Origin of the sequence: Bauldia sp., assembly GCF_965232525.1 — a bacterium.
Lineage (GTDB): Bacteria > Pseudomonadota > Alphaproteobacteria > Rhizobiales > Kaistiaceae > Bauldia.
Genome location: NZ_OZ246980.1, coordinates 174,176 through 201,175, shown reverse-complemented (window position 1 = coordinate 201,175; position 27,000 = coordinate 174,176). Strand labels below are relative to the sequence as shown.

Annotated in this window: 29 protein-coding genes; 16 read left to right on the top strand and 13 right to left on the bottom strand. The window is 66.4% G+C overall.

Annotated features, from left to right (window positions below; genetic code table 11):
* The first annotated feature begins 1 nt into the window (after position 1).
* The gene (locus tag ACO076_RS00940; RefSeq protein ID WP_421724865.1) at positions 2–883 is read left to right on the top strand and encodes a sulfurtransferase; all 882 of its coding nucleotides are present in this window, start codon (positions 2–4) and stop codon (positions 881–883) included.
* Positions 884–1,219: 336 nt separating this feature from the next.
* Positions 1,220–1,777 carry a type VI secretion system tube protein Hcp gene (locus tag ACO076_RS00935; protein ID WP_421724864.1) on the top strand — a complete coding sequence of 186 codons (558 nt, stop codon included), beginning with the start codon at positions 1,220–1,222 and terminating at the stop codon, positions 1,775–1,777.
* A gap of 17 nt (positions 1,778–1,794) precedes the next feature.
* Here the strand turns inward: ACO076_RS00935 and ACO076_RS00930 are convergent, their stop codons facing one another.
* Positions 1,795–2,268, bottom strand: coding sequence for a hypothetical protein (locus ACO076_RS00930; protein WP_421724863.1), 474 nt, complete (start codon positions 2,266–2,268; stop codon positions 1,795–1,797).
* 143 nt (positions 2,269–2,411) lie between these two features.
* Between ACO076_RS00930 and ACO076_RS00925 the strand changes: the two genes are divergently transcribed.
* From ACO076_RS00925 to ACO076_RS00885, 9 genes are all read left to right on the top strand, one after another.
* The gene (locus tag ACO076_RS00925) at positions 2,412–4,079 is read left to right on the top strand and encodes a formate--tetrahydrofolate ligase (protein WP_421724862.1); all 1,668 of its coding nucleotides are present in this window, start codon (positions 2,412–2,414) and stop codon (positions 4,077–4,079) included.
* A gap of 84 nt (positions 4,080–4,163) precedes the next feature.
* The gene (hemN, locus tag ACO076_RS00920; RefSeq protein ID WP_421724861.1) at positions 4,164–5,537 is read left to right on the top strand and encodes an oxygen-independent coproporphyrinogen III oxidase; all 1,374 of its coding nucleotides are present in this window, start codon (positions 4,164–4,166) and stop codon (positions 5,535–5,537) included.
* 90 nt (positions 5,538–5,627) lie between these two features.
* Complete coding sequence (locus ACO076_RS00915; protein WP_421724860.1) at positions 5,628–6,926, top strand: glutamate-5-semialdehyde dehydrogenase; 1,299 nt, start codon at positions 5,628–5,630, stop codon at positions 6,924–6,926.
* 20 nt (positions 6,927–6,946) lie between these two features.
* The gene (locus ACO076_RS00910; RefSeq protein ID WP_421724859.1) at positions 6,947–7,564 is read left to right on the top strand and encodes a nicotinate-nucleotide adenylyltransferase; all 618 of its coding nucleotides are present in this window, start codon (positions 6,947–6,949) and stop codon (positions 7,562–7,564) included.
* Positions 7,565–7,603: 39 nt separating this feature from the next.
* Complete coding sequence (gene rsfS / locus ACO076_RS00905; protein WP_421724858.1) at positions 7,604–8,053, top strand: ribosome silencing factor; 450 nt, start codon at positions 7,604–7,606, stop codon at positions 8,051–8,053.
* Between the two features lie 40 nt (positions 8,054–8,093).
* Positions 8,094–8,573, top strand: a complete 480-nt coding sequence (gene rlmH / locus ACO076_RS00900) for a 23S rRNA (pseudouridine(1915)-N(3))-methyltransferase RlmH (RefSeq protein WP_421724857.1) — start codon at positions 8,094–8,096, stop codon at positions 8,571–8,573.
* A 140-nt stretch (positions 8,574–8,713) separates the two neighbouring features.
* On the top strand, positions 8,714–10,039 hold the full coding sequence (locus ACO076_RS00895) for a murein hydrolase activator EnvC family protein (protein WP_421724856.1): 1,326 nt from the start codon (positions 8,714–8,716) through the stop codon (positions 10,037–10,039).
* Positions 10,036–11,388: a S41 family peptidase gene (locus tag ACO076_RS00890; RefSeq protein WP_421724855.1), complete on the top strand. Its 1,353-nt coding sequence runs from the start codon at positions 10,036–10,038 to the stop codon at positions 11,386–11,388. The genes ACO076_RS00895 and ACO076_RS00890 overlap by 4 nt, the downstream gene beginning before the upstream one ends.
* Before the next feature lie 174 nt (positions 11,389–11,562).
* Positions 11,563–12,069 carry an RNA pyrophosphohydrolase gene (locus tag ACO076_RS00885; RefSeq protein WP_421724854.1) on the top strand — a complete coding sequence of 169 codons (507 nt, stop codon included), beginning with the start codon at positions 11,563–11,565 and terminating at the stop codon, positions 12,067–12,069.
* Between the two features lie 15 nt (positions 12,070–12,084).
* On the opposite strand, the gene ACO076_RS00880 is transcribed toward ACO076_RS00885, so the two are convergent.
* The 6 genes from ACO076_RS00880 to ACO076_RS00855 are packed head-to-tail and all read right to left on the bottom strand — an operon-like array spanning position 12,085 to position 17,311.
* On the bottom strand, positions 12,085–12,489 hold the full coding sequence (locus tag ACO076_RS00880; protein WP_421724853.1) for a F0F1 ATP synthase subunit epsilon: 405 nt from the start codon (positions 12,487–12,489) through the stop codon (positions 12,085–12,087).
* A 13-nt stretch (positions 12,490–12,502) separates the two neighbouring features.
* The gene (locus tag ACO076_RS00875; RefSeq protein ID WP_421724852.1) at positions 12,503–12,793 is read right to left on the bottom strand and encodes a hypothetical protein; all 291 of its coding nucleotides are present in this window, start codon (positions 12,791–12,793) and stop codon (positions 12,503–12,505) included.
* Between the two features lie 26 nt (positions 12,794–12,819).
* Positions 12,820–14,286 (bottom strand): F0F1 ATP synthase subunit beta, encoded by a 1,467-nt coding sequence (gene atpD, locus ACO076_RS00870; protein WP_421724851.1) that lies wholly within the window; start codon positions 14,284–14,286, stop codon positions 12,820–12,822.
* A gap of 20 nt (positions 14,287–14,306) precedes the next feature.
* Positions 14,307–15,185, bottom strand: a complete 879-nt coding sequence (locus tag ACO076_RS00865; protein WP_421724850.1) for a F0F1 ATP synthase subunit gamma — start codon at positions 15,183–15,185, stop codon at positions 14,307–14,309.
* Between the two features lie 36 nt (positions 15,186–15,221).
* Positions 15,222–16,751 (bottom strand): F0F1 ATP synthase subunit alpha, encoded by a 1,530-nt coding sequence (gene atpA, locus ACO076_RS00860; RefSeq protein WP_421724849.1) that lies wholly within the window; start codon positions 16,749–16,751, stop codon positions 15,222–15,224.
* Positions 16,751–17,311 carry a F0F1 ATP synthase subunit delta gene (locus tag ACO076_RS00855; RefSeq protein WP_421724848.1) on the bottom strand — a complete coding sequence of 187 codons (561 nt, stop codon included), beginning with the start codon at positions 17,309–17,311 and terminating at the stop codon, positions 16,751–16,753. The genes atpA and ACO076_RS00855 overlap by 1 nt, the downstream gene beginning before the upstream one ends.
* A gap of 338 nt (positions 17,312–17,649) precedes the next feature.
* Here ACO076_RS00855 and ACO076_RS00850 point away from each other — a divergent pair, with 338 nt between their 5' ends.
* Entirely contained in the window at positions 17,650–18,186 is a 537-nt protein-coding gene (locus tag ACO076_RS00850) for a GNAT family N-acetyltransferase (protein WP_421724847.1), read from the top strand.
* Positions 18,187–18,659: 473 nt separating this feature from the next.
* On the opposite strand, the gene ACO076_RS00845 is transcribed toward ACO076_RS00850, so the two are convergent.
* Positions 18,660–20,834, bottom strand: coding sequence for a primosomal protein N' (locus ACO076_RS00845; RefSeq protein ID WP_421724846.1), 2,175 nt, complete (start codon positions 20,832–20,834; stop codon positions 18,660–18,662).
* Between the two features lie 175 nt (positions 20,835–21,009).
* Here ACO076_RS00845 and fsa point away from each other — a divergent pair, with 175 nt between their 5' ends.
* Positions 21,010–21,666, top strand: a complete 657-nt coding sequence (gene fsa, locus ACO076_RS00840; protein ID WP_421724845.1) for a fructose-6-phosphate aldolase — start codon at positions 21,010–21,012, stop codon at positions 21,664–21,666.
* Between the two features lie 119 nt (positions 21,667–21,785).
* Entirely contained in the window at positions 21,786–22,967 is a 1,182-nt protein-coding gene (locus tag ACO076_RS00835) for a hypothetical protein (protein ID WP_421724844.1), read from the top strand.
* A 9-nt stretch (positions 22,968–22,976) separates the two neighbouring features.
* On the opposite strand, the gene ACO076_RS00830 is transcribed toward ACO076_RS00835, so the two are convergent.
* Complete coding sequence (locus tag ACO076_RS00830; protein WP_421724843.1) at positions 22,977–23,438, bottom strand: DUF2214 domain-containing protein; 462 nt, start codon at positions 23,436–23,438, stop codon at positions 22,977–22,979.
* Positions 23,439–23,447: 9 nt separating this feature from the next.
* Positions 23,448–23,825: a DUF6152 family protein gene (locus ACO076_RS00825; RefSeq protein ID WP_421724842.1), complete on the bottom strand. Its 378-nt coding sequence runs from the start codon at positions 23,823–23,825 to the stop codon at positions 23,448–23,450.
* A gap of 163 nt (positions 23,826–23,988) precedes the next feature.
* Between ACO076_RS00825 and ACO076_RS00820 the strand changes: the two genes are divergently transcribed.
* Positions 23,989–24,258 carry a cyclase gene (locus tag ACO076_RS00820; protein WP_421724841.1) on the top strand — a complete coding sequence of 90 codons (270 nt, stop codon included), beginning with the start codon at positions 23,989–23,991 and terminating at the stop codon, positions 24,256–24,258.
* Here ACO076_RS00820 and ACO076_RS00815 read toward each other — a convergent pair.
* The 3 genes from ACO076_RS00815 to ACO076_RS00805 form a co-directional block, all read right to left on the bottom strand.
* A complete protein-coding gene (locus ACO076_RS00815; RefSeq protein WP_421724840.1) occupies positions 24,255–24,821 on the bottom strand; it encodes a VUT family protein in 567 nt (188 codons plus the stop codon). The two genes, ACO076_RS00820 and ACO076_RS00815, sit on opposite strands and share 4 nt — an antisense overlap.
* 79 nt (positions 24,822–24,900) lie before the next feature.
* The gene (locus ACO076_RS00810; RefSeq protein ID WP_421724839.1) at positions 24,901–25,476 is read right to left on the bottom strand and encodes an RES family NAD+ phosphorylase; all 576 of its coding nucleotides are present in this window, start codon (positions 25,474–25,476) and stop codon (positions 24,901–24,903) included.
* Between the two features lie 10 nt (positions 25,477–25,486).
* The gene (locus ACO076_RS00805) at positions 25,487–25,918 is read right to left on the bottom strand and encodes a hypothetical protein (protein WP_421724838.1); all 432 of its coding nucleotides are present in this window, start codon (positions 25,916–25,918) and stop codon (positions 25,487–25,489) included.
* A 157-nt stretch (positions 25,919–26,075) separates the two neighbouring features.
* On the opposite strand from ACO076_RS00805, the gene ACO076_RS00800 reads away from it, so the two are divergent.
* Positions 26,076–26,999: a DMT family transporter gene (locus ACO076_RS00800; RefSeq protein ID WP_421724837.1), complete on the top strand. Its 924-nt coding sequence runs from the start codon at positions 26,076–26,078 to the stop codon at positions 26,997–26,999.
* The last annotated feature ends 1 nt before the right edge of the window (position 27,000 follow it).

The window sequence follows — 27,000 nt, the reverse complement described above, 5'->3', positions numbered from 1 at the left end:
AATGACCAACACTTTCCTTCGCACGACGCTTGTCGCCGCCGTCCTCGGCGTTGCGACAGTGGTGTCGCCGGCCCAGTCGGCCGATTACGCCAACTCCCATCTGATCATGTCGGCGGACGCGCTGAACGCGCAGATCGACGACCCGAACCTGGTCGTCATCGACGTCCGCCCGGCTGACGCCTTCGCCGAGGGCCACATCCCCGGCGCGCAGCAGCTCAACCCCGACGCGGTGGTCGATACCAACGCGCCGATCGAGGGGGCGCTGCTACCGACGGAGGACATCGCCAAGCTGCTCGGCGACAGGGGCGTCTCCGCCGACGCCAAGGTCGTCCTCTACGACGACAAGGGCGGGTTTCACGCCGCCCGGATGTTCTGGCTGATGGAGTATCACGGCCACCGCAATGTCAGCATCCTCAATGGCGGTCTCGACGCATGGACGGGCGCCGGCCTCGCGCTCGCCGAGGGTGAAGCCGCGTCGGTCCAGCCGGCCAAGTACGCGGTCGCGCTGTCGCCGCGTCGCCACGCGACCGCCGACTGGATCATGGAACGCCGCAACGACGCCGATACCGTCGTCATCGACGTGCGGCCGGTCGCCATGTACGACGAGGGGCACATTCCGTGGGCGCAGAGCATTCCATGGAAGGGCAACCTGGCCGAGGACGGCACAATGAAGCCGGCCGATGAACTGCGCGCTCATTTCGCCGACCATGGCATCAGCGACGACGACAATATCGTCGTTCATTGCCAGCAAGGTCTGGCGTCGTCCCACAGCTACTTTGCCCTGCGGCTGATCGGTCATCCGCAGGTCCGCACCTATCACCGCTCCTGGGCGGAGTGGGGTGCGACCGACGACCTGCCCAAGGCTGTGTCCGACCGCGGCTAGTCTCCCGGTCGACAAACTGGCGGCGGCGGCTTCCCAGAGCTGCCGCCGCTTTTTCTTGGCCGCCGTCCATGCATGGTTTGTGGTGCCGGTCACAGCCGTAACGCGCCTGGTGACCTCGGTCACTGCGCCGCGGATGGGCGGTCGCTATCCTCGCCTCAGGATCAACACCAGACATGAGGCAGGACCCATGCGCATCGCTCTTTTCGCAGTCGCCCTCGTCATTGGCACCGCCGCACCGGCTCTCGCCATCTTCTAGTCGACGAATCCAAAGCTTTTCATAGCCCGGACGCGATCAGGTCGCGACCGGGCTCTGACCTGTCTAAGGGGAGACCTGCCGTGGACCTGATTCTCCTGCAACCGGGAAAACCGGAGCTTGTCCGATCGCCGTTCCGGCCGGATCGCGCGCTTGTCACCGTCAACGGATCGCCGATCCGGCAGGTCCTTGAGGACGGGCCCTGCATCGAGCTCCTGTCGATCGACCAGGGCATCGCCCGCTTCGGGGAAGCCGATGCCAGTTCCGCCGCCCAGACCCCCGGCAAGCCGGTGGTGATCGATCTCACCGGCGTCAAACACGTCGACAATAACTCGGCGGCTTTTTACGAGTCCTGTCGCAGAGCCACGCCGCTCGATGCGGCCGATGGCGCCCCGACCCGCATCCACATCTTCGCCATGTCGGACGATGCCATTGCCAGAGCAATGACCTACACCCTGCGCGACGCGCTGATATCGGAGATCGCGGTCCAGCCGCGCGGGAACGATATGGCGACGGAGCGGTTCAAGCTGTGCGCCGCCGAAATTACCTGGGCCTACGACGACGAGTCCCAAGCGGAGCCGACATCGACGGTTTGGCGGAACGTTCCGGGTCAGGCCGCGCTCACGGCGCTCGGCAACTAGATCGGGCTGGGCCCAACCTAGTCGGCGGTGACCCGGCGGCCCTCGAAGGTGTAACCGAAGACCCGAACCGGCTCCGCGGTCGGCGCCAGCGGGTCCTGGCGATCGGCGTATGTGCGCCCATCCAATGCGCCGGCGATGCGCTGATACTTGCCGTCGACCAGGTCGGAGAAGGTGAACGTGTAGGCGATCTCCGTCGCTCCGATTTCGTCGGAGCCGTCGACGTCGAAGTTGAAGGAAATGACGGTCGCCTTGGCCTTGCCGGGACCGTCGGTCGCCCACGCACCGAGGCTCGTGGTGAATCCAATAAGCGTCTGCAGGTCGCTCGCCTGGATGATGTTGCCGCTCCGGTCGAAGGAGAGCGCACGCTGAAACCCGTCGTGCTGGATCAGCAGATAGGTGCCTTCGATCGCCGCGACCGGATCGTCCGGCGCCTCCTCAGCGAGCGCCGGGCCAGCGACAAGCATGGCTGCAATCGCAAAGATCCTGAGCATCGGTTCGCCCTCCCGCGCTGAAATCCAAGTACAACCTATCGTTCGTGGCAGGGGCGATCAACTTGGCGGCCAGACGCCAACCCCTTGGCACGGTGGCGCTGCCGTAGGATGCTCCGCCATCGCATCCGGGGGGATTACGTTACATGCTCAGCGATATCGCCATCGCCCGCGCGGCGAAGCCCAGGCCCATTGCCGCGGTGGCCGCGGACCTCGGGATTCCGGACGAGGCGGTCTATGCCTACGGCCCGGTGAAGGCGAAGATCGCGCTCTCCTATCTCAACGGGCTCGATCGGCCCGGCGGCCGTCTGGTGCTGGTGACGGCGATCTCACCGACGCCGGCGGGCGAGGGCAAGACGACCACAACGATCGGGCTCGGCGATGCGCTCAACCGGATCGGCAAGCGCGCGGTCATCTGCCTGCGCGAGCCGTCGCTGGGCCCGTGCTTCGGCGTCAAGGGCGGCGCGGCCGGCGGCGGCTATTCACAGGTCATCCCGATGGAGGACATCAACCTCCAGTTCACCGGGGACTTTCCCGCGGTGGCGGCCGCTAACAATCTACTCGCCGCGCTGATCGACAACCACATCTATTGGGGCAACGCGCTCGGTATCGACCCGCGCCGGGTCACGTGGCGGCGGGTGGTCGACATGAACGACCGGGCGCTTCGGACGATCGTCACATCGCTCGGCGGCGTCGCCAACGGCTTTCCCCGCGAGGACGGGTTCGACATCGTCGTCGCGTCGGAGGTGATGGCGATCCTTTGCCTCGCCACCGACCTCGACGACCTGACCGAACGGCTCGGCCGGATCGTCGTCGCCGAGACGCGCGACCGCCAGCCGGTGACCGCCCGCGATCTCTCCGCCGACGGCGCCATGGCGGTGCTCCTCAAGGACGCGCTGGCGCCCAACCTGGTGCAGACGCTGGAAGGCAATCCCGCCTTCGTCCATGGCGGCCCATTCGCTAACATCGCCCACGGCTGCAACTCGGTGATCGCCACCCAGGCGGGCCTGGCGCTCGGCGCCTATGCGGTCACCGAAGCCGGCTTCGGCGCCGATCTCGGCGCCGAGAAATTCTTCAACATCAAATGCCGCAAGACCGGCCTGCAGCCCGACGCGGCGGTGGTGGTGGCGACGGCCCGGGCGCTCAAGATGCACGGCGGGGTGGCGCGCGATGCCCTTGAGGGGGAGGATATTGCCGCGGTGCGCAGGGGCGCGCGGAACCTCGCCCGCCATCTGGAGAACCTGGCGCTGTTCGGCGTGCCATGCGTGGTGGCGATCAATCGCTTCGACGCCGACACCCATGCCGAGCTCCGCGAAATCGAAGAGGTCGCACGGGCCCATGGGGCCGCCGCCTATGTCTGCACCCACTTCACCGACGGGTCAGCCGGCGCCGAGGCGCTGGCGCACCATGTGGTGAAGCTGGCGGAGTCAGGTGCCGCGGCGTTCACGCCGCTCTACCCCGACGATGTGCCGCTGTTCGACAAGGTCACGGCGATCGCCACCCGGGTCTACGGGGCAAGCGAAGTGGTTGCCGACAAGACGATCCGCGACCGGCTCAAACGGTACGAGGCGGAGGGATTTGGCGGGTTCCCGATCTGCGTCGCCAAGACTCAGTACTCGTTCTCGTCCGATCCGGCGCTGAAGGGTGCGCCCAACGATCACGTCTTTCCGATCCGCGATGTGCGCCTTGCAGCCGGTGCCGGGTTTGTCGTGGTTCTCGGCGGCCAGATCATGACCATGCCGGGGCTGCCGCGGGTTCCGGCGGCCAACGCGATTCATCTCGACGCCGATGGCAACGTCCAGGGCCTGTTCTGATCATCGACGGGTTGATTCAGGTCAACCACGGGTCGGCGAAAACCGGTGACTCTGATGCCGGACAGACGATCCGGACGATTGACAATGACAATGGCAAGGGCGGGGGCGCCCGATCCGGCAGTGGCGCGCTACACGACGATGGCCGTGCCCCGCTATACCAGCTACCCGACGGTGCCGCATTTTCACGATCGGGTAGACGGCGGCGTGCAGCGGGGGTGGCTCGAGCGGCTCGATCCGAGGCGTCCGGTGTCGGTGTATCTCCATGTGCCGTTTTGCCGCGAGCTCTGCTGGTATTGCGGCTGCAACATGAAGCTGGCGGCGCGCTACGCGCCGGTCGTCGACTATATCGAGACGCTGCTTGAGGAAATCGAACTGGTCGCTCGGGTGGCGCCCGGGCGATTGCGGGTCGGACACCTGCACTGGGGCGGCGGGACGCCGACGGTGCTCACGCCCGACGACCTCGAACGGGTGATGGACACGGTCCGGAGCCGGTTCGACCTCGAGCCGGACGCCGAGATCGCCATCGAAAGCGATCCGCGCACCCTGACCGACGCCATGGCCCGCCGGATCGGGACGCTCGGCTTCACCAGAGCGAGCTTCGGCGTTCAGGAATTCGACCCGAAGGTTCAGCAGGCGATCAACCGCATCCAGCCGCCGGAGATGGTGGCGGCCAGCGTCGACGGCCTGCGCGCCGCCGGCGTCGGCGGGATCAATTTCGATCTGATCTACGGCCTGCCGCACCAGACCGTCGACACGCTGCTCGCCACCGTCGAGCGATGCGCCGCGATCGGCCCGGACCGGCTGGCCCTGTTCGGCTATGCCCACGTCCCGTGGATGGCCAAGAAGCAGCGGCTGATCGATGCGGATGCGCTGCCGGGAGCGGCCGAGCGGTTGACGCAAGCCGCCGCTGCCGCCGCTGCGCTGGAGGGGGCCGGATATGCGGCCGTCGGGCTCGATCACTTTGCCACGCCCGACGATGCGCTCGCGGTAGCGGCGCGAGACGGAACGTTGCGGCGCAACTTTCAGGGCTACACGACCGACCCGGCCGAAACCCTGATCGGCCTCGGCGCGACCGCGATCGGCCGAACCCCGGACGGCTACGTCCAGAACTTCTCCGATACCGGACGTTGGGCGAAGGCGGTGAGGGAGGGTTCCCTGCCGGTCGCTAAGGGCATCGCCATCGACGACGAAGACCGGTTGCGGGCCGCGGTGATCGAGGCGCTCATGTGCTTCGGGAAGGTCGATACCACGCAAGCCGGGGCGCGTTTCGGCCGTGACGCCGGCTGGGCGGCGGATGCCCTGCGCGCGTTGGAACCGATGGCGGCGGAGGGACTGGTGACTGCGGCCGACGGCATGGTCGCCGTGACCGGCCGGGGGCGGCCGCTTCTTCGGGTAATCGCGGCAGCCTTCGATACTTACCGGGCCGCCTCGCAGGCTCGCCATTCGGTGGCGGTCTAGCTGCCCTGCTGCGCCTCGCTTGCATGGCGCCGGGCCGCGTGCGAAAGAACACGATTACGTCAAATGCGTTTCGCCAGAGGATTGCGCGCGATGAGCCTTGCCGAAGTCCGTCCGGACAACGACGCTGATGTCGATGTCGGTGCCGAAATGGCCGCCATCGGTGTTGCCGCGCGTGACGCGGCCCGGCGTCTCGCCAATGCGACAACCAAAGAGAAGAACGCCGCACTGAGGGCGATGGCCGCCGCGATTCGGGACAACGCCGAGACCATCCTCGAAGCCAACTCGGCCGACGTCGACGACACCCGGGCGGCCGGCGCCGCCGCTGCGTTCATCGATCGCCTGACCCTGACGTTGGATCGGGTCGAAGCCATGGCGGCGGGGATCGAGATGATCGCCGAGCTGCCCGATCCGGTCGGGACGGTGATGGCGGAATGGGATCGGCCGAACGGCCTGAAGATCGACCGGGTACGCACACCAATCGGAGTGATCGGCATCATCTTCGAAAGCCGGCCGAACGTCACCGCCGACGCCGGCGCGTTGTGCCTGAAGGCTGGGAACGCGGCGATCCTGCGCGGCGGGTCCGACTCGTTCCGCTCCTCGGGCGCGATTCATGCTGCCCTGGTCCAGGGCCTGGAAGCGGCGAAGCTCCCGGCGACCGCCATCCAGATGGTGCCGACCCGCGACCGGGCGGCGGTCGGGTACATGCTCGGCGGCTTGAACGGCAATATCGACGTGATCGTGCCGCGGGGCGGCAAGAGCCTGGTCGCGCGGGTGGAAGCGGAAGCCCGGGTGCCGGTTTTCGCCCACCTGGAAGGCGTCTGCCACGTTTATGTGGATCGAGCGGCGGACCTCGACATGGCGAAGGAGATCGTCGTCAACGCCAAGATGCGTCGGACCGGGATCTGCGGCGCGGCCGAGACCGTGCTGGTCGATCGCACCGTCGCCGACAGCCACCTCGCGCCGCTGATCGAGGCATTGAAGGCGGCTGGGTGCCTGGTGCGCGGCGACGATGAGGCCCGCGCGTCGGTGCCCGGCGTGACGCCTGCCACCGAACGGGACTGGTCGACCGAATATCTCGATGCGGTCATCTCGGTGAGGGTGGTGTCCGGGATCAAGGAGGCGATTGATCACATCGAGCGCTACGGATCGCACCACACCGATGCGATCGTGACCGCCGACGAGGCCGCCGCGAACCGCTTCCTGTCGCGGGTCGACAGCGCGATCGTGCTCCATAACGCCTCGACCCAGTTCGCCGATGGCGGCGAGTTCGGCATGGGCGCCGAGATCGGCATCGCCACCGGCAAGATGCACGCCCGTGGACCGGTCGGCGTCGAGCAGTTGACCAGCTTCAAGTACAAGGTGCGCGGCGCGGGTCAGGTCCGGCCCTGATCGGAGCGACATCCGGGCCGGTGCCGGTGGTCGCCGACGCGGTGCGGCTGCCTGCCTTCACGCCCGGCATGCGGATCGGCCTGTTCGGCGGCTCGTTCGACCCGCCGCATGCCGGACACCGCGAGGTCAGCCTGGTGGCGCTTCACACCGTGGGGCTCGATCAGGTGTGGTGGCTGGTGTCGCCGCAAAACCCGCTGAAGCCCAACGCACCGTCGGAAGACCTGGAACGGCGGATCGCGGCCGCGCGGACGCTGGCCAATCATCCGCGAATCAGGGTCACCGCTGTCGAGGCCGACCTCGGCACCACCTACACCGCCGAGACCCTTCGGTGCCTGATGCCGCGCCTTCGCGGGGTCGATCTGGTCTGGATGATGGGGGCCGACAACCTCGCAACCTTCCATCGCTGGCGCGACTGGCGCGGGATCGCCATGCAGGTCCCAATCGCGGTGTTCAACCGGCCCGACGCGGCGCTGAAAGCCTTGTCATCACCCGCTGCGCGAGCCCTTGCCGCCTGTCGTTTGCCGGTTCACGAAGCCGGCTTGCTACCGCGCAGACCAGCACCCGCCTGGGTTTTTCTGCCGACCCCCAACGTGCCGCTGTCGTCGACCGAATTGCGCGCGATGCGGCTGTCGTCTTGAAACCGTCACCCTCCCGGGACTATCTTTGAGTCGTCGGCCATGAGCCGTCGGAACCTTGGAAGGGATCAGAAACTGACCACGGCACTTCGGAGCGAGGACGCGATTCGCCGTTCTCCCGAGAAAGGGCCTTCAGGCGGCGCGTTACCTGCCGCTGCGGCTCTCGAAGTGGTCCTCACGAGCCTTCAAGACTCCAAAGTTGAGGACCTGACCTCAATCGACATCACAGGCAAGACGACGATCGGCGACTTCATGGTCGTCGGCTCGGGTCGTTCGCATCGCCATGTCGGCTCGATCGCCGACCGGCTGCTTGCCGATCTCAAGCAGGCGGGCATGCGCGACATCCGGGTCGAGGGTCTTAAAGCGTGCGACTGGGTGCTCGTCGACGCCGGCGACGTCATCGTCCATCTCTTTCGGCCGGAAGTGCGGACGTTCTACAACATCGAGAAGATGTGGCAGGCCGACCGGCCAGCATCGCCGATGATGGTCTGAGGCCGGACCGGCCGCGCTTGCGGCCGGCAGGTCGGTGCCGATGCGGGTAACGATCCTCGCGGTCGGCCGGCTGAAGGCCGGCCCGCATCGCGCCCTCTTCGACGATTATGCCGAGCGGGTGAACCGCGGCGGTCGTGCGCTCGGGCTGACGCTCGATGTCCACGAAGTAGCGGAAAGCCGTTTGTCGGATGCGGCCGCACGCAAGACGGCGGAAGGCGAGGCGCTGCTCGCCAGATGCGCGGCCGGTTCGGCCGTGGTCGCCCTCGACGAAGCCGGCAAGGCCCTCGACAGCCGAGGTTTTGCGACGCGGATCGCGGACTGGCGCGATGGCGGCAGCCGCGATCTGACGTTTCTGATCGGCGGCGCCGACGGATTGGCGCCGGCTGTCCAAGCGCGCGCCGATCTGCGGCTGGCGTTTGGAACGATGACCTGGCCGCATCAGCTCGTCCGCATCATGCTGGCCGAACAGCTCTATCGGGCGACGACCATCCTTTCAGGTCATCCTTATCATCGCGACTGATGGCGGGGTCGGCGCGGAAAAGCCGAACGCCGGCCTCGAAAACGCTGTATTGATCGGCGAGGCCGGCTCGCCGATGTGGTTGACGAATGGTTAAGCCGGCGTCGCTACGATCGTGGAGAGAGTGTCCCTTGGAGTCGTCCTTGGTCGCGCGCCGGAACCGCTGGATCGCCGTCTTCGGCGCTGTGGCGCTGCTCGCCGGCGTGGCGGCGCACGCTTCGCAAGACCCAGTCGACGAGGCCGCCGCGGTGCGCGCCGCGCGCGAAGCGGAACTCGAGTCGGTCACCCGCGACATCGCCGTGACCGAAAGCCGCCTCGCGGAACTGCGCAGCGAGATCGCCGCGCTCGACAAGGACCGGGCGACGCTCAACCAGACCCTGCTCGATGCCGGCAAGCGGGTTCAGGATCTGGAAGCGGCGATCGACGAAACCGAGACCCGAATCCGGGCGCTGACCAAGAATGAAGACGTCCTGCGGGTCTCGCTGCTCGAGCAGCGCGATGTGCTCGCCGAAGTGCTGGCGGCGCTGCAGCGAATCGGCCGCCGGCCACCGCCGGCGATCCTGGTCCGCCCGGAGGATGCACTCGGGTCGGTGCGCAGTGCCATTTTGCTCGGTGCGGTGGTCCCCGACCTGCGCCGTGCGGCCGACAAGCTCGCCGCCGATCTCGCGCAACTGGTGTCCCTCAAGCAGGAGGCCGGCCGCGAACGGGACCGGATGCGGGCCGACGCGACGACGCTGGCGGAAGAACGGGCGCGAATCGAATTCCTCGTCGCCGAACGGCGGAGCCTGCGCGACGCCTCAGCGGCCGAACTCGCCGCCCAGGAAGCGCGGGCGACCGAACTCGCCGATCAGGCCACCAGTCTCAAGGACCTGATCGCCCGGATGGAGAAGGAAATCGCGGCCGCGGCCAGGGCCAAGGCGGAAGCGGAGGCCGCCGACGCCAAACGCCGCGAGGCGGCCGAGGTGGCGCGGCGTGCCGAACCGCCATCGTCCCTCGGCGATGCCGACCGGTTGGCGCCGGCGGTCGGTTTCGCGGATGCGCGTGGTCTCTTGCCACTTCCGGCCAACGGGCGGCAGCTGCGCGGTTTCGGCGAACCCGACGACTTCGGCAACCCGAGCGTGGGGCTATCGATCGCCACCCGTCCTAACGCGCAGGTCACTTCTCCGTCAGATGGCTGGATTGTTTACGCCGGACCGTTCCGCAGCTACGGGAAGCTCTTGATCATCAATGCCGGCGACGGGTATCATATCCTTCTGGCTGGTATGGATGAAATCTCGGTCCAACTCGGCCAATTCGTGCTAGCCGGCGAGCCAGTGGCGATGATGGCTTCGCCCAAGCTTGCCAGCGCCGGCGCCGTGGACATAGTTTCGACCCAGCCCGTGCTCTATATCGAATTCCGTAAGGACGGGGATTCGATCGATCCGGCTCCCTGGTGGGCCGCAGTTGATGATGAAAAGGTTCGCGGATGATACGCAAGGCCACATTTCTCCTCGCCGGTGTCGCGTTTGGCGCAGCGGTCGCCGTTACGCTGACACAGACACAGTTTTTCTCAGGCAGTCCGGCCAATGCCGCTTCGGCCGACACATACCGAGAGCTCAACCTCTTCGGTGATGTCTTCGAGCGCATCCGTTCGGACTATGTCGAGTTGCCGGACGAATCGATCCTGATCGAATCGGCGATCAACGGCATGCTCGCCGGCCTCGACCCTCACTCCAGCTATCTCAGTCCCAAGCACTTCAAGGACATGCAGGTGCAGACCACCGGCAAGTTCGGCGGTCTCGGGATCGAGGTCACCATGGAGGAAGGGGTCATCAAGGTGGTGTCGCCCATCGACGATACGCCCGCGGCCCGCGCCGGCGTCCTCGCCAACGATCTGATCATCGCGCTCGATGACGAAGAGATCGAGGGGCTGACGCTGACCGAAGCGGTCGAGCGGATGCGCGGCCCGGTCAACACGCCGATCGTGCTGACGATCAAGCGCGAAAACGTCGATGAGCCGATCGAGATCGAGCTCGTCCGCGAGGAGATCACCCTCCAGTCCGTGCGGTCGCGCGAAGAGGAGGACGATATCGGCTACGTGCGGATCACGACCTTCAACGAGCAGACCTTCGACGGCCTCAAGGACGCCATCGAAGACCTCAACGAGGAGATCGGCGAGGCCAGGGTCAAAGGCTACGTCATCGATCTGCGCAACAATCCAGGCGGACTGCTCGATCAGGCGGTTGCCGTGTCCGATGCGTTCCTCGATCGCGGCGAGATCGTCTCGACCCGCACCCGCCACGCCGAGGAAACCCAGCGCTACAACGCCCATGTCGGCGACCTCGCCGAGGGCAGGCCGGTGATCATTCTGGTCAATGGCGGTTCAGCCTCGGCGTCGGAGATCGTCGCCGGTGCGCTGCAGGACCACCGTCGCGCCACCATCATCGGATCGCGGTCGTTCGGCAAGGGGTCGGTCCAGACCATCATCCCGCTCGGCGCCAACGGCGCGTTGCGGCTGACTACGGCGCGCTACTACACGCCGGCCGGCCGGTCGATCCAAGCGAAGGGCATCGATCCGGATATCGAGGTGGATCAGGACCTTCCGCCGGAGCTCGCGGAAGCCGCGGACGAGATCGAACCGCGCGGCGAGGCGAGCCTCCGGGGTCATCTGGAAGGCGAAGATGCCGTCAATGGCGAGGAGGAAGAGTCCGGGTCGCTGGCTTATGTTCCCGCCGATCCGGAAGAAGACGACCAGCTCAACTACGCGCTGGACCTCCTGAACGGCCTGCAGGTCAACAGCGAGTTCCCGCCGGACCCGGGCCGCGGCATCCCGAACTGATTCCGGTTCCTGCCTGAACCGGCGGCGTTTCACGCGCCGCCGGATTCGATCCACACATCGCATTTCTTCTCGGCCTTCCCGACGGCTGACGACTCGGTCTATAGCGGTCGGTGTCGACGGCGTGTCGTTATCGCTCACGATCACCGCCGCTACGCGTTTCCGAGGAACCGTCCGATGGCCAAGCCGATCGAATCTCTGCCTTACCGGCCCTGCGTCGGGATCGCCCTGTTCAACCGCGCCGGCCTGGTGTGGGTCGGGCAGCGCTCCGACAAGGATGCCGAAGGCGAGGGCAGCGGCCACTGGTGGCAGATGCCCCAGGGCGGGCTCGACGACGGCGAGGACCCCTACGAAGCGGCGCGGCGGGAGCTGTTCGAGGAGACCTCGGTCAAGGACACCAGTCTGATCCGCGAGGCGGCCGACTGGTTCGCCTACGACCTGCCACCGGAACTGATCGGAGTGTCGTGGAAGGGCCGCTATCGCGGCCAGAAGCAGAAATGGTTCGCACTACGCTTCGAGGGGCGCGATGCCGACATCGACGTGCTCCACCCCGGCGACGGCCACAAGCCCGAGTTCACCGAATGGCGCTGGGAGCGGCTGGAGCGGCTGCCGGGCCTGATCGTGCCGTTCAAGCGGGGCGTCTACGAACAGGTGGCGGCGGCGTTTGGTGATTTGGGTGCGTGATGCTCCGGTGGCCGCTCAGCCGCCGGTGAGCGACGTCTGCACTTCCTTGAGCTGGTTCAGGCGAAGTTCGGCCTCGGCCTTCTTCATTGGATCGGTGGCGTCGTTGACGTCTTCCTGAGCGTTCTGGACCTCCTGGGCCAGGGCGGCCGGGTCGACCTCGGCGATCGGGATCGCCTGCTCGGCGAGGATGGTCAGGCCGTCAAGGCTGACGTCGGCGAAGCCGCCACGGACGAAGATTTGGTCGGTATTGCCGCTGCGCACGACATCAATGACGCCGGGTTTCAGCGTCGACATGTGTGGCGCGTGCCCCTTGAGGACGGTGTAGTACCCTTCGCTACCAGGCACGACGACCTGGTCGACGGGCTCCGACATCAGGAGCCGCTCGGGGGACACCAACTCGAACTGGAACGGATCGGCCATTCTGTCGATTTCCTCAGGCGGGCCGCGAGCGGCCGAAGACGAAGCCGAGCAGCAGGCCGATGATGCCGCCGCCGACGGCGAAGATGCCGGTCCGGGTGTTGCGGTCATCGAGCATCGACTGATCGCCGACCGCGATCTCGACCGAGCGGTCGCCGTCCGAGGCGGTCACCGAACCGCCGTCCTGGTCCCGGTCCACTTCCACCGACACCGGGCCGATATCGACTTGCGCCGAGGGCTCCGGCGCGGTGAACCAGCCGGCGGCACCGCCGATCACCAGGCCGAGGACAAGCAGCAGAATCTTCATCGCACGTACTCCTCGCGGAGGCTGGCTCAGGCCGCTTCGGCAGCCAGTTTCTTCGCCTTCTCGACGGCGTCCTCAATGGTACCGACCATGTAGAAGGCGGGCTCGGGCAGGTGGTCGAACTCACCGCTCGCCAGCCGCTTGAAGCCACTGATCGTATCGGCGAGGTCGACGAGGACACCGGACGCGCCGGTGAACACCTCGGCGACGTGGAACGGCTGGGACAGGAAGCGCTCAATCTTGCGGGCGCGGCTGACGGCCAGCTTGTCGTCCTCGGACAATTCGTCCATGCCGAGGATGGCGATGATGTCCTGAAGTTGCTTGTAGCGCTGCAGGATTTCCTGCACCTGACGGGCGACCTCGTAGTGCTCCTCGCCGACGATTCGCGGATCGAGCATCCGCGAGGTCGAATCGAGCGGGTCGACCGCCGGGTAGATGCCCTTCTCGGAGATCGCCCGGTTGAGCACGGTGGTCGCGTCCAAGTGGGCGAACGAGGTGGCTGGCGCCGGGTCGGTCAGGTCGTCGGCGGGGACATAGATCGCCTGTACCGAGGTGATCGAGCCCCTGGTTGTGGTGGTGATCCGCTCCTGCAGCGCGCCCATGTCGGTGGCGAGCGTCGGCTGGTAGCCGACCGCGCTCGGGATACGGCCGAGCAGCGCCGACACTTCCGAACCGGCCTGGGTGAAGCGGAAGATGTTATCGACGAAGAACAGCACGTCCTGGCCCTGGTCGCGGAAGTACTCGGCGACCGTGAGACCGGTGAGGCCGACCCGGGCACGAGCGCCGGGGGGCTCGTTCATCTGGCCGAAAACCAGGGCGCATTTGGAGCCTTCAGCCGAGCCGTCATGCTTGGTCGGGTCGACGTTCACGCCCGACTCGATCATCTCGTGATAGAGGTCGTTGCCCTCGCGGGTCCGCTCGCCGACGCCGGCGAACACCGAATAGCCGCCGTGGGCCTTCGCGACATTGTTGATCAGTTCCTGGATCAGCACGGTCTTGCCGACGCCGGCGCCGCCGAACAGGCCGATCTTGCCGCCACGGGCATACGGCGCGAGCAGGTCGACGACCTTGATGCCGGTGACCAGGATCTGGGACTCCGTCGACTGGTCGACATAGTCGGGCGCCGGCTGGTGGATGGCGCGAAGCTGCTGGGTCTTGACCGGTCCGACTTCGTCGATCGGCTCGCCGATGACGTTCATGATCCGGCCGAGCGTCTCGTCACCGACCGGCACCGCGATCGGCTCGCCGGTGTCGACGACTTCCTGGTCGCGGACCAGGCCCTCGGTGGAGTCCATCGCCACGGTGCGGACGGTGTTCTCGCCGAGATGCTGGGCGACTTCGAGGACCAGCCGGTTACCGCGGTTCTCGGTCTCCAGCGCGTTGAGGATCGCCGGCAGGTGCTCCGGGAACTGGACGTCGACGACCGCGCCCGTGACCTGGGTGATCCGCCCGGTGACGCCGGGGAAGTTCTCTTTGGCCGTGCCTTGTTCCGCCATGACCTACCTCTCCATTTGACTCACAGCGCTTCGGCGCCGGAGATGATCTCGATCAGTTCCTTGGTGATCTGCGCCTGACGCGTCCGGTTATAGGTCAGCGTCAGCCGGTCGATCATGTCGCCGGCGTTGCGCGTCGCGTTATCCATCGCCGACATCTTGGCGCCCATCTCGGACGCGGCGTTTTCGAGCAGCGCATGAAAAATCTGGACCGACAGATTACGCGGCAGGAGGTCGGTGAGGATCGATTCCTCATCCGGCTCGTGCTCGTAGGCCGATGTGCCGCCATTGGCCTCGGCCGATTCGGAAATCTCAGCCGGGATAAGCTGATGGGCAGTCGGGACCTGGGAGATCACCGACTTGAACTCGGCGTAGAACACGGTGCACACGTCGAACTCGCCCTCGGCGAACAGGTCGCGGACGCGCTGGCCGATGTCGTCGGCGTTGGAAAAGGCGACCTGCTTGATGCCGCGCAGCTCGATCAGGTCGATGATCTGTGGCTGAAACTGCCGGCGGAGAACGTCGTAGCCCTTCTTGCCGACGCAGAGAATCTTGACGGTTTTGCCGGCGCCGGTCAGCTCCACCGCGTGGTCGCGCGCGAGCCGGGCGATCGACGAGTTGAACGCCCCGCACAAGCCGCGCTCGGCGGTGGCGACGACGAGGAGATGAACGTCGTCTCCGCCGGTGCCGGCAAGCAGCGCTGGTGCATCGTCGCGGCCTTTGGTGGTCGCGGCAAGATTGGCGAGCACCGTGTTCATCCGCGCCGCGTAGGGGCGGGCGGCCTCGGCGGCGGCCTGGGCCCGGCGCAATTTGGACGCCGCCACCATCTGCATGGCGCGGGTGATCTTCTGCGTCGCCTTGACGGAGGCGATGCGGTTCCTGAGTTCCTTGAGACTGGCCATCGCGTCAGCGACCCGTCATCCGGTATCTGCCCCCACTCACGCGAAGACCTTGGCGAAGGCGTCCGCGGCCGTCTTGAGGCGGTCGCGGATGCTGTCGGTCAGCTCCCGCTTGTCGCGGATCTCGGCCAGTAGGTCGGCGTGGTCGGCGCGGAGCACGGCGAGGAAACCTTGCTCGAAGGCCCCAACCTTGTCGACCGGCAAGTTGTCGAGATAGCCGTTCACGCCGGCGAAGATAACGGCGACCTGTTCCTCGACCTTGAGCGGCGAGAACTGCGGCTGCTTGAGCAGCTCGGTCAGCCGGGCGCCGCGGTTGAGAAGCCGCTGGGTGGCGGCATCGAGGTCGGAGCCGAACTGGGCGAAGGCGGCCATCTCACGGTACTGAGCGAGCTCGCCCTTGATCGTGCCGGCGACCTGCTTCATCGCCTTGATCTGCGCCGAAGAGCCCACGCGGGAAACCGAGATGCCGACGTTCACCGCAGGGCGGATGCCCTGGTAGAACAGGTCGGTTTCCAGGAAGATCTGGCCGTCGGTGATCGAGATGACGTTGGTCGGGATGTAGGCCGACACGTCGTTCGCCTGGGTTTCGATGATCGGCAGGGCGGTCAGCGAGCCGGAGCCGTTGTCGGCGTTGAGCTTGGCGGCGCGCTCGAGCAGGCGCGAATGGAGATAGAAGACGTCGCCGGGATAGGCCTCGCGGCCCGGCGGGCGGCGGAGCAGCAGCGACATCTGGCGATAGGCGACCGCCTGCTTGGACAGATCGTCGTAAATGATCAGGGCGTGCATGCCGTTGTCGCGGAAATACTCACCCATGGTGCAGCCCGAAAACGGTGCCAGGAACTGCATCGGCGCCGCGTCCGAGGCGGTGGCGGCGACGACGATCGAGTAATCGAGGGCGCCGTTTTCCTCCAGCACCTTGACGAGCTGGGCAACACTCGACCGCTTCTGGCCCACGGCGACATAGACGCAATAGAGCTTGCGGGACTCGTCGCCGGTCTCGTTGACCGATTTCTGGTTGAGGATGGTGTCGAGCGCCACGGCCGTCTTGCCGGTCTGGCGGTCGCCGATGATCAGCTCGCGCTGGCCGCGGCCGATCGGGATCAACGCGTCGATCGCCTTGAGGCCGGTCTGCATCGGCTCGTGCACGGACTGGCGCGGGATGATGCCCGGCGCTTTGACGTCTACCTGGCGGCGCTCGGTCGCCTCGATCGGACCCTTGCCGTCGATCGGGTTGCCGAGGGCGTCGACGACGCGGCCGAGGAGGCCCTTGCCGACCGGCACGTCGACGATGGCGCCGGTCCGCTTGACGGTGTCGCCTTCCTTGATCTCGCGGTCGCTGCCGAAGATCACGACACCGACATTGTCGGTCTCGAGGTTCAGCGTCATGCCGCGGATGCCTCCGGGAAACTCGACCATCTCGCCGGCCTGGACGTTGTCGAGGCCGTAGATACGGGCGATGCCGTCACCGACGGAGAGCACCTGCCCGACCTCGGAGACTTCCGCCTCCCGGCCGAAATTCTTGATCTGGTCCTTGAGGATCGCGGAGATTTCTGCGGCCCGGATTTCCATCAGCCGACCTCTTTCATGGCGAGCTTGAGTGAACTGAGTTTGGTGCGGAGCGAGGAGTCGATCATGCGGCTGCCGACCTTGACGATCAGGCCGCCGATCAGCGACGGATCGACCTTGGTGTCGAGCGTGACGTCCTTGCCAAGCGATTGTTTCAACGCATCTTTCAGCGCCGCGGCATGGGCTTCGGAAAGCGGCTCGGCGCTGGTCACCTCCGCCGAGGTCTCGCCACGATGGGCGGCGACCAGCTTGCGGAAGGCGGTGAGAATATCGGGCACGGCGAACAGACGCCGATTGGCGGCGACGACGCGGAGGAAGTTGGCGACGATGCCCTTAATCTCGGCGTGGTTCAGAACGCCTTCGAGCGCCCGCATCTGCTCCTCGGCGGAATAGACCGGGCTGCGGATGAAGCTCTGCAGGTCGTCGCTCTGGTCGTGCATGGTGGCGAAACGGCCTACGTCTGCCTCAAGCTCGGCCAGTCCTTTTTCGTCTTCAGCCAGTTCGAACAGGGCCGTCGCGTAGCGTTCGGCCAGACCTGAAACGGGGGAGGATGTGTCCGCCACTAGGGTTCCTGTTCTCCGACGCGCGCGGGTCCTTTCGGGTCGGCCCGGCGTCTCCGTTCAAGGCCTTGAAAGGATTATTGTTATCCGGCCGGCGCGCAACACGCGCGACCTGCCCCGGCCCGAATTCGCCGGTTCGATTAGCATAGGCCATACCGCAGGGCAACATCGCGGAACGCAAAGGCTTTGGGCACACTGTCGCGGTGGGGATGACAGAGCGTCCAATGGCGTCGCCGGCCGGGCGCAGTGCAGCTTTCGCGTGCCAAGGATCGTCGTTTCGAGTATTCCGGCGCGGTTCGTTTCGAACGCTCTTCGTTGAACGACGACAATCGGTTGCGACCATGGACTTTCCGGACCGGATCGAGACGCCACGGCTGGCTCTGAGGAAGCTCCGCGAGGACGACGCGGACGCGATCTTCCATGGCTACGCGGCCGATGCAGAGGTGTCGCGCCTGATGACATGGTTGCCGCACCAGACGCTTGCGGACACGAAGGAGTATCTCCGCGGTGCGCTGGATCGGTGGAGCGACGGCTCGGAGTACTCCTATGCGATCGAGTGGCTGGACGAACCGTCGGCGCTCCTCGGCGCGATATCCCTGCGTCCGCGCGCGGCGGCCGTCTCGTTTGGTTATGTCCTCAAGCGATCGGTCTGGAACCAAGGCATCGGAAGCGAAGCGCTGACGACCCTGGTCGATCTGTCATTGGCCCGGCCGAACGTGTTCAGGGCGGAAGCCTTCTGCGATGTCGATAACCTTGCCTCGGCGCGGGTGATGGAAAAGGCCGGGATGCGTTTCGAGGGAATTCTGCGCCGCTACATCGTCCACCCCGGTATTTCGCCGGAACCCCGCGACTGCCGGATGTACGCCAAGGTCCGATAGGGCGGTGGATTGGTCCTTAAGGACGATCCGTGGGTCAGGAATGGTCGCGTCCCGCGATTGGGCTCTGTGTCACCTCGTTCAGGCCGGGTGCGTCCTTCGAGGCTCGGGCTTACGCCCTCGCACCTCAAGATGAGGCCGGTGGGTGTGGCAGTGAATGAGGGGCCGCCGCTATCGCATTTCTCCACCTCCTCATCCTGAGGCGCGAGCGAAGCGAGCCTCGAAGGACGCGAGCCGGTCACGATGACGGCTCCCTCTCCCTTGTGGGAGAGGGCAGGCTTGCCTTGGCGAGGCACGAGCCTAGGCAAACCGGGTGAGGGGTGAGCCCCTTGACGCATCACCGACACCGCCAACACCCCTCACCAAGCTCGGCTAAGCCGGCTCCGCCGCCAAGCCTCGCTATCCTCTCCCACAGGGAGAGGACGCGCGCCGATCGGGCCGGGGGCAGGCTCTCTCCCCGCCGGGAGAGGAAACGCTCACAAAAAGCTCTGTGGGTCGATGTCGACCTGCACCCGGAGAGATCCGCGGGCGGTCGGGGCGGCGGCGAGCCAATCGCGCAGGAAGGCCTGGATATCGGTGTTGCGCGGCGCCTGGACCAGGATGCGGAAGCGGTGGCGGCCGCGGATAACCGCCAGCGGCGCCTCGGCCGGGCCGAGCACCTGGATCGACTCGTCACGTGGCGCGGCGCGGCGGAAGGCGGTTGCGTAGCCTAACGTGCCGTGTCGGTCGGGGCCGGAGATGACGATCGCTGCGAGGCGGCCGAAGGGGGGCAGAGCGGCGGCGCGGCGGGCGGCGATCTCGCTGGCGTAGAACGCCTCGCGGTCGCCCGAGACGATGGCGCGGATCACCGGATGGTCGGGCGCGTAGGTCTGGACCAGGGCCCGGCTGGCGCCGCCGGCGCGCCCCGCCCGGCCGGTGACCTGCGACAGGAGTTGGAAGGTGCGCTCGGCCGCCCGCATGTCGCCGAAGGCGAGGCCGAGATCGCCGTCGACCACGCCGACCAGAGTGAGCAGCGGGAAGTTGTGGCCCTTGGCGACCAACTGGGTGCCGATGACGATGTCGACGTCGCCTTTCTCGATCGACTCCAGTTCCAGCCGGAGGCGCTGGACCCCGCCCATGATGTCGCTGGACATGACGATGGTCCGCGCCTCGGGGAAGCGTTCCGCCACCTCCTCCGCCAGCCGCTCGACGCCGGGGCCGATGGCGACAAGGCTGTCGGTGTCGCCGCAATTGGGGCAATGGTCCGGCCGGGGCTCGGAATAGCCGCAGTGATGACAGAGTAGCACGCCGCGGAAGCGGTGCTCCACCAGCCAGGTCGAGCAGTTGGGGCACTGGAAGCGGTGGCCGCAAGAACGGCAGAGCGTCAGCGGCGCGTAGCCACGGCGGTTGAGGAACAACAGTGCCTGCTGGTTCCCGGCTAGCGTCTCCTCGACGGCGGCGACCAGTGGCGGCGACAGGAAGCGGCCGCGCGGCGGCGGATCACGGCGCATATCGATGGCCGCGATCTCGGGAAGCTCGGCGGCAGCGTAGCGGTCGGAGAGCACGATGCGGGCATAGCGGCCGGCGTCGGCGTTGACCCGCGACTCGATCGACGGCGTGGCGGAGGAGAGCACGACCGGAAAGCCGGCGAGGTGGCCGCGCACCACCGCCATATCGCGGGCGTTATAGAAGACGCGATCCTCCTGTTTGTAGGCAAGGTCGTGTTCCTCATCAACGACGATCAGGCCGAGCTCCTTGTAGGGCAGGTAAAGCGCCGAACGGGCGCCGATCACGGCGCGCACCGCGCCAGAGGCGACGCCACGCCAAACCCGCTCGCGCATCTTCGGCGTCAGGTCCGAATGCCACTCGGCGGGGCGGGTGCCGAAGCGGGCGGTGAAGCGTTCGAGAAAGCCGGGGGTCAGCGCAATCTCGGGGATCAGCACCAGCGCCTGACGGCCGCGCCTCAGCGTTTCGGCGACCGCCTCGAAATAGACCTCGGTCTTGCCGGAACCGGTGACCCCGTCAAGCAGGGTAACCGAGAAGGCGTCGGCGGCGACCGCCTGGCGCAGATGCTCGGCCCCGGCGGCCTGTTCGGTTGTCAGCGCTGGCTCGGCGAAGTCCGGGTCGGGCGGGTTGGCGACCGGCGGGGGCGGCATCGAGACGCGCTCCAGCGTACCGGCTTCGATCAGGCCGGAGACGACGCCGGGGCTGACGCTGGCCGCTGCCGCCAGGCCCGACTTCGACCACGCCATGCCGTTGTCGAGGGTGGCGAGCACCCGCTCGCGCGCCGGAGTCATGCGCGCCGGCGGTGGACCGCCAAGCCGCACGGCCGGAATCGGCGTTTCCGGTTCCAGCGCGCCCGGGGCGCGAAGCACCATGCGCAGCACCATGCCGCGGGTGGTCAGGGTGTAGTCGGCGATCCAGTCGACGAAACGGCGCAGATCCGCGGCGATCGGCGGGGCGTCGAAACGCTCGACGATCGGCCGCAGGCGGTTGTGGCCGATCTCGGCATCGGGCGGATCGTCCCAGACCACGCCAACCACGTCGCGGGTGCCGAGCGGCACGGCGACGATATCGCCGGGCGTAACCCGCATCCCGTCCGGCACCGCGTAGGTATAGGTGCCGGCGACGGCGACGGGCACGAGGACGGAAACGGTCGGCTGGTCAGGCACGGGCGTGTTGCTGGGCTCCCGGCGTTCCCGCTGGTTCTCCCTACGCGCCGGTCGGGCGAAGGCGGTACCGCGGGCAAGAGAATCAGGGGTAAACTGTTTCTCCAATCAGACCAGACTTTGCTCTAAAGAAAAGGCCGACGCGCGCCCCGCGCTTCGGGTCAGGAGGACGAGACCGATGAAATTCTTTGTCGACACCGCCGATATCGACGAAATCCGCGAACTCGCCGAAACCGGCCTGCTCGACGGAGTCACCACCAACCCTTCGCTGGTCGCCAAGACCGGCCGCCACTTCCGCGACGCGCTCGCCGACATCTGCGCCGCGGTCGACGGGCCGGTGTCGGCCGAGGTGGCGGCGACCGACTTCGACGGCATGATGGCCGAGGCTGAGGTGCTGGCGGGGATCGCCGACAATGTCGTCATCAAGGTGCCGCTCACCTGGGACGGCCTCAAGGCCTGCCGGGCGCTGTCGATCCAGGGGCGGCGGGTCAACGTCACCCTGTGCTTTTCCGCCAACCAGGCGCTGCTCGCCGCCAAGGCGGGGGCGACCTACATCTCGCCGTTCATCGGCCGGCTCGACGATATCGGCGCCGATGGCATCGACCTGATCGCCGAGATCCGCACCATCTACGACAATTACGACGCGCTGACGACCGAGGTGCTGGCCGCCTCGATCCGCACGCCGGTTAGCGTCAAACAGGTGGCGCTCGCCGGCGCCGATGTCGCCACCATCCCGCCGGGGGTGCTGAAGGCGCTGGTCAAGCATCCGCTGACCGACATCGGCCTCGAGCGCTTCCTGGCCGATTGGAAGGCGACCGGCCAGACGATCGTCTGAGCGGCCGGCGGCTTTTTTCCTTCTTTTCCCGGGGCTGGCGCGGCTTTCGCCGTAGCCGGCTCCCTTTTTGTCGGACATAATCGATTCCCTGTCAGGGGAACCGAGGAGGCCGCGCGCCCATGCCGACACAGACGACGGACATCAGCACCAACACGGCCAGTTTCGCCGCGCTTGTCTTCCAGCCCGGCGAAGACAAGTGGACGGTCGCCAAGGGTGTGACGGTCGAGTACCTCAGCGGGGGGGCTTCTGGGGCTGGCGTCCTTAACGTTCACAACGGCGGCATGCTGGTCAACAAGGGCACGATCCGGTCCGAAGTGTTCTTTGGTGTGTTGTTCGGCGCCGCCAACGACCCCGAAGACATGACCATCAAAAACAAGGCGGCAGGGACCATCGTCGGTACCGCCGGTGTGGTCATCGGCGGCACCGACTCCAAGAACATGACCGTTGAAAACAAGGGGCTGATCGAGGGCACCGACGGCATCGGGGTGCAAGCCGACGACCCTTCGAAATTCAAGCTGGTCAATGAGGGGGAGATCACCGGGACCGACGGCGGTGTCAGCGTCTTCTGGGAAACCGGCGGCCCGAACGGCGGCGCCAAAATCATCAACGAAGGCCTGATCCACTCGCCGCTCTATGGCATTTCGGTGGGGGGCGACAGTCCCTCGCAAACCACCAAGATCGTCAACAAGAAGGACGGCGTCATCAAGGGCGGGCTCACTGAAGCCGCTGCCGAGACCGCCGTGTTTTCCGGGACGCAAGCTGGTGCCGTTGACCTCACCAACAAGGGAAAACTCAAGGGTAGCGTGATCCTGACCGCCGACGCTAAGGACACGGTGATTAACGAAGGCAACATCAAGGGGATCGTCCAGCTTCGCGACGGCAAGGATGCCTACGAGAACAATGGCGGCAAGGCGGGGCGGGTGTCTCCTGGCGACGGTAACGACAAGCTGAAGGCCGGCAAGAGCAAGGACAAATTCGTCTTCGATGTCGCGCCCGACACCGACACCAACAACGACCGGATCAAGAAGTTCGAATCCGGCAAGGACAAGTTCTTCCTCAAGGACAACGCCTTCACGTCCCTGACGTCACCGGGCATCGAGGGCCAGTCCGCCGCGCTCAAGACATCGGAGTTCCGCAAGTCCAAGAAGGCGAAGGATGACGACGACTACATCTTCTATCACAAGAAATCCGGCGCCCTGTACTACGACTTCAACGCCGACGGCGCGGGCGGTAAAGAGCAGATCGCTCAGCTCGACCCGGGTCAGAAGCTGAGCGCCTCCGACTTCACCGTGATCGCCTGAGCGTCCAACTCAACCGACGAAGGCGATCATCCGGCCGGAGACCAGCACGCCGGTCCATAATATGAGCGAGGTGACCGCACCGACCTTCATGATCGTGTCCGGCGCGTCGTGGTGGAGGGCGCGGCGGCGCAGCAGCGTGGCGTTCACGAGGGCGAGCAGCAGCAAGACCAGCTTCAGCCGGAACATCGGATTGGCGGCGTATTCGGGCGGCTTCACCGAAAACAGAAGAATGCCGGCGACGATCGTCAGGACCAGGCCGGTGATGGTGAACGGCATGAGGAAGCGCGCCGCGGCTGTAACGGTGATCGATCGGCCGAAGCCGAAGATGCGCACATCGAGCGCGATGATCGTGCCGACGACCAAGGCGATGCCGAGGATGTGCGCGGCATTGACGAACGGGTAGACCCAGCGCGAAGCGCGGATGAAGGCGGCGATATCGGACGAGCCGATCGCGGTGAGCAGCGCCTCCATCGGCGCCGGTCAGGAGCCGACGCGGTTCGGATAGACGTCGTAGTTCACTCCGTCGATGGTGACGCGGACGGCCTTCATCACCAGTTCGTTCTCGTCGGCGGAGCGCTGGCCGACAAGGATCACCTCGTCGCCGACATTCGCGACACCCTCGACGAAGCCGGCGGCGGCGGTGCGCGACGGCGGGGCGAGGTCGACGTGCCACAGTTCATCCTCGGCCTGCACCTTTAGGGTAGCGTGCGGATTGCCGAGATAGATCTCCTGGATGATGCCCTCGAGGACGAAGTCGCCGTCGGCGGTCCAGAACCAGCCGTGGTGGGCAAGGGCGGTCCCGGTGGCGAGGACGGTGGCGATGACGGTGGCGGCGAGGCGTTGGGTCAGGGGGCGCATGGCGGCATTCCCGTGCTGTGAAGCCTGCCCCATTACGCGCGCTTCAAGGGACGGAAGGCAAGGGCCGGTGAACGGCGTCACCGGAGCCGGCGCGCCGCTGTGCTAGCGCGATGGCGGTAAGCGGGACTACTCTCGCCCAACCCCGATTCGAAGGAGACACACCATGGTGACCCTGTTTGCCCGGCATCGCGTTACCGACTACGCCGTCTGGCGGGAGGTCTATGACGCGTTCTTCAAGACCCGCAACGCGGTCGGGGTGTCGTCCGAGACAGTGTTTCAGTCGACCAGCGACCCCAATGACGTGACGATGATGTTCGAGTTGCCATCGACCGCGGCCGCGCAGGCGTTTTTGGAGAACGAGGAATTGCGCAAGGCGCTCGCCAAGGGCGGGCTGGTCGGTACGCCGGCAGTGTGGATCGCCGAGAAAACTTAGGCCGCGTTGGCCGGCACCCGGGAGCCGAAGGCAGGGCGGATCACCGCCATCAGCGCCCGGAACGGGATCAACATGAACAGCGCGATCCCCATCTTCACGCCGAAGTCGCCGATCGCCAGGGTTACCCAGGGAACGTCGGTGAAGGCGAACGCCAGCGAGAAGAACAGGGCGGTGTCGAGTGCCGAGCCGAGCGTGGACGATACCAGCGGCGGCGCCCACCAGACCTTGTCGCGCAGGCGATTGAAGACCGTGATGTCGAGGAGCTGGGCGGCGAGAAAGGCGGTGCCCGAGGCAAGGGCGATCCGCGGATTGGCGAGCGCCAGCGACAGGACGACGGCCAGCGCAAAGCCGGCATAGACCACCCGCCGCGCCGCGGCGGGCCCGAGGGCCCGGTTGGTGAGATCGGTGACCAGAAACGCGCCGGGATAGGTCAGCGCGCCATAGGTCAGCCACGCGCTGATCTGAATCTCGACCAGGAAATTGGAGGCGGTGACGAACACCGCCATGGCGGCGACGCCGAGGGCGATGCCGCGCCAGTGCTTTTCGAGGTAAGTCCGTTCCATCGTCGATCCATTCGATCCACGCCGTGCGGCGCGGCGCCGGTCATGGCGGAAACCGCGGCGCTTGTCCAGCGTCCGCCGATCAACGGTTGTGTTTGGTGCGCCAGGCGGCCCAGTCGACTGGTCCGTGGTGGTGCGCGACGCTCATCGCGGTGGCCGGAACGCGCTCGCAGAACAGGACGATGTTGTCGCACGGCCAGCGGGCGCTGGGGACGATCAGGCCGTCGAACTCGAGGAAAAACGCCGCCTCGGCGATATCCTGGGACCGGGGATACTCGGCAGCGCGGTCCTGATAGGACAGCTGGCCGAAGCGCGCCGTGTCGAGCCCGATCCGGCCGAGCGCCGGGAGATCGGCGAGCTTCAGGGCCGTGTCGAGGGTGACGTCCAGCTCGTAAACATGGTGGCGGACGCGGGTCGGGAAAACCGGCTGGCCACGGCTCAGGTGAAATTCGATTTCGGCAATCGCGCCGTCGCGTTCGGCCGAGGTGTAGAGAACGTCGAAGGTGCCGTCGTCCCAGCGGCCGCCGGACCGGCTGCAGTTGATCGGCTCGCGTCCTTCCCTGGCGAGACGCCAGACCCGGCCGGCGAAGCGGACCGGCGCGACGGTCTCGATCGCATCGAGCAGGTCGCGGTCGCGCCGTCCCCCCTTCTCGTTCAAATTCGCTCCACTAGACGTAAACGTCGTTGTCCAGGCGATCGATGACGTTGAGGACGTCGATGGTCCGGTCGCGGTTGATCAGGTCGATCGCCCGCTTGCCGTCGAGTTGCGGATGACGGGCATAGAGCCACAGCCTGATCTCATCCGGGGCGTAGTATTCCTGCAGCCGCCCGACGACGTAATAGAGATCCGACAGGATGAGCTCGTTGCGGGGACGGGGCTTGATCTCGCCGGAGCGCCAGCGCGACACCGTCGCCTTCGAGACGTCGGTGATGTTGGCGATGTCGGTGCCGCGCAATCCGCCGCGACGGTCGAGTTCGCCGAGATAACGGGGAACCGCTGCCTGCACGACGCTGGTGTCGGTCTTCCGCAGCGCAGAGGACTTGGCCGTTGTCCGCGCCGTGCGGCGGGCGGTGCTCTCGGTGTTGCGTTCTGGTTTCATGACAATAGATGTATGAAACAAATATGCGCCAATCAAGGCATATTTTCATGCGAGCCGAGCCCGCTGCCGGGCGAGGGTCACCACCGATCGCCGCTTGGCTTTTCGGCGGTCATGCAACATACCTGACCGCCGCATTCACTTCGTCGCGATTGCCTCGATGACCACCGCCTCCGGCTCGAACACGCTCACGCGCAGCGAGAACATCCCGCTCGGCATCGGGCTGATGGTGCTCGGAATGTTTCTGTTCTCGGTGAACGACGTGATCGGCAAGTGGTTGGCGGCGACCTATACGGTGGGGCAAATCCTGCTGTTTCGCAGCCTCGCCGCATCGGTGGTGCTGGTGCCGGTGGTGCGGCGCAAGGGCGTGGCCGAACTGACGCGCCTGCCGCGGCCACTTCTACAAGCGCTCCGCGTGTTCTTCGCGGTCGCCGAAACCGCCTGCTTCTATGCCGCGGTGGCGATGCTGCCGCTCGCCGACGCGATCACCTACTACCTCGCCGGGCCGATCTACGTGACCGTGCTGGCAGCCTTTCTGCTTGGCGAGCATGTTGGTTGGCGGCGTTGGGCGGCGGTGCTGATCGGTTTCGTCGGCGTTGTGCTCGCCCTGCAGCCGAGTGCCAGCGTGTTCGGCTGGCATGCGATCATCGCCTTGGTCGGCAGCTTCCTCTATGCCCTCCTGATGATCACGACGCGGGTTCTGCGCGGCACGCCCGATCTGAACCTGACGGCGTGGCAGATCTTCGGTGGCTTGCTGTTCGGCGTTCTCGCCGCGCCGATCGGATGGGTGCCGTTTGTACGGGTGACGGACGTCTTGCTCCTCGGATTCCTGGGAGTCGTGGCGTTGATCGCGATCTACTGCGTCAACCGGTCGTTGATCCTGGCTCCGGCCTCGGCGGTGGTGCCCTATCAGTACACACTGATCGTCTGGGGCGTGTTGTTCGGGTACCTCGCCTTCGGCGACGTGCCGGATCCACTGACCGTCGTCGGGGGCATTATCATCGTCGGAGCCGGCCTGTTCATCTTCTTCCGCGAGCAGCGGGTCGGGCGGGTCCACAAGGAAGACGTGGTCACCGGCCCCTGAC

Excerpts from the sequence above, each read along its gene's own strand:
- ACO076_RS00940 (WP_421724865.1), top strand. The coding sequence starts at position 2 with ATGACCAACACTTTCCTTCGCACGACGCTTGTCGCCGCCGTCCTCGGC.
- ACO076_RS00930 (WP_421724863.1), bottom strand. The coding sequence starts at position 2,268 with ATGCTCAGGATCTTTGCGATTGCAGCCATGCTTGTCGCTGGCCCGGCG.
- ACO076_RS00925 (WP_421724862.1), top strand. The coding sequence starts at position 2,412 with ATGCTCAGCGATATCGCCATCGCCCGCGCGGCGAAGCCCAGGCCCATT.
- hemN (WP_421724861.1), top strand. The coding sequence starts at position 4,164 with ATGACAATGGCAAGGGCGGGGGCGCCCGATCCGGCAGTGGCGCGCTAC.
- ACO076_RS00915 (WP_421724860.1), top strand. The coding sequence starts at position 5,628 with ATGAGCCTTGCCGAAGTCCGTCCGGACAACGACGCTGATGTCGATGTC.
- rsfS (WP_421724858.1), top strand. The coding sequence starts at position 7,604 with ATGAGCCGTCGGAACCTTGGAAGGGATCAGAAACTGACCACGGCACTT.
- rlmH (WP_421724857.1), top strand. The coding sequence starts at position 8,094 with ATGCGGGTAACGATCCTCGCGGTCGGCCGGCTGAAGGCCGGCCCGCAT.
- ACO076_RS00890 (WP_421724855.1), top strand. The coding sequence starts at position 10,036 with ATGATACGCAAGGCCACATTTCTCCTCGCCGGTGTCGCGTTTGGCGCA.
- ACO076_RS00885 (WP_421724854.1), top strand. The coding sequence starts at position 11,563 with ATGGCCAAGCCGATCGAATCTCTGCCTTACCGGCCCTGCGTCGGGATC.
- ACO076_RS00880 (WP_421724853.1), bottom strand. The coding sequence starts at position 12,489 with ATGGCCGATCCGTTCCAGTTCGAGTTGGTGTCCCCCGAGCGGCTCCTG.
- ACO076_RS00875 (WP_421724852.1), bottom strand. The coding sequence starts at position 12,793 with ATGAAGATTCTGCTGCTTGTCCTCGGCCTGGTGATCGGCGGTGCCGCC.
- atpD (WP_421724851.1), bottom strand. The coding sequence starts at position 14,286 with ATGGCGGAACAAGGCACGGCCAAAGAGAACTTCCCCGGCGTCACCGGG.
- ACO076_RS00865 (WP_421724850.1), bottom strand. The coding sequence starts at position 15,185 with ATGGCCAGTCTCAAGGAACTCAGGAACCGCATCGCCTCCGTCAAGGCG.
- atpA (WP_421724849.1), bottom strand. The coding sequence starts at position 16,751 with ATGGAAATCCGGGCCGCAGAAATCTCCGCGATCCTCAAGGACCAGATC.
- ACO076_RS00850 (WP_421724847.1), top strand. The coding sequence starts at position 17,650 with ATGGACTTTCCGGACCGGATCGAGACGCCACGGCTGGCTCTGAGGAAG.
- fsa (WP_421724845.1), top strand. The coding sequence starts at position 21,010 with ATGAAATTCTTTGTCGACACCGCCGATATCGACGAAATCCGCGAACTC.
- ACO076_RS00835 (WP_421724844.1), top strand. The coding sequence starts at position 21,786 with ATGCCGACACAGACGACGGACATCAGCACCAACACGGCCAGTTTCGCC.
- ACO076_RS00830 (WP_421724843.1), bottom strand. The coding sequence starts at position 23,438 with ATGGAGGCGCTGCTCACCGCGATCGGCTCGTCCGATATCGCCGCCTTC.
- ACO076_RS00825 (WP_421724842.1), bottom strand. The coding sequence starts at position 23,825 with ATGCGCCCCCTGACCCAACGCCTCGCCGCCACCGTCATCGCCACCGTC.
- ACO076_RS00820 (WP_421724841.1), top strand. The coding sequence starts at position 23,989 with ATGGTGACCCTGTTTGCCCGGCATCGCGTTACCGACTACGCCGTCTGG.
- ACO076_RS00815 (WP_421724840.1), bottom strand. The coding sequence starts at position 24,821 with ATGGAACGGACTTACCTCGAAAAGCACTGGCGCGGCATCGCCCTCGGC.
- ACO076_RS00805 (WP_421724838.1), bottom strand. The coding sequence starts at position 25,918 with ATGAAACCAGAACGCAACACCGAGAGCACCGCCCGCCGCACGGCGCGG.
- ACO076_RS00800 (WP_421724837.1), top strand. The coding sequence starts at position 26,076 with ATGACCACCGCCTCCGGCTCGAACACGCTCACGCGCAGCGAGAACATC.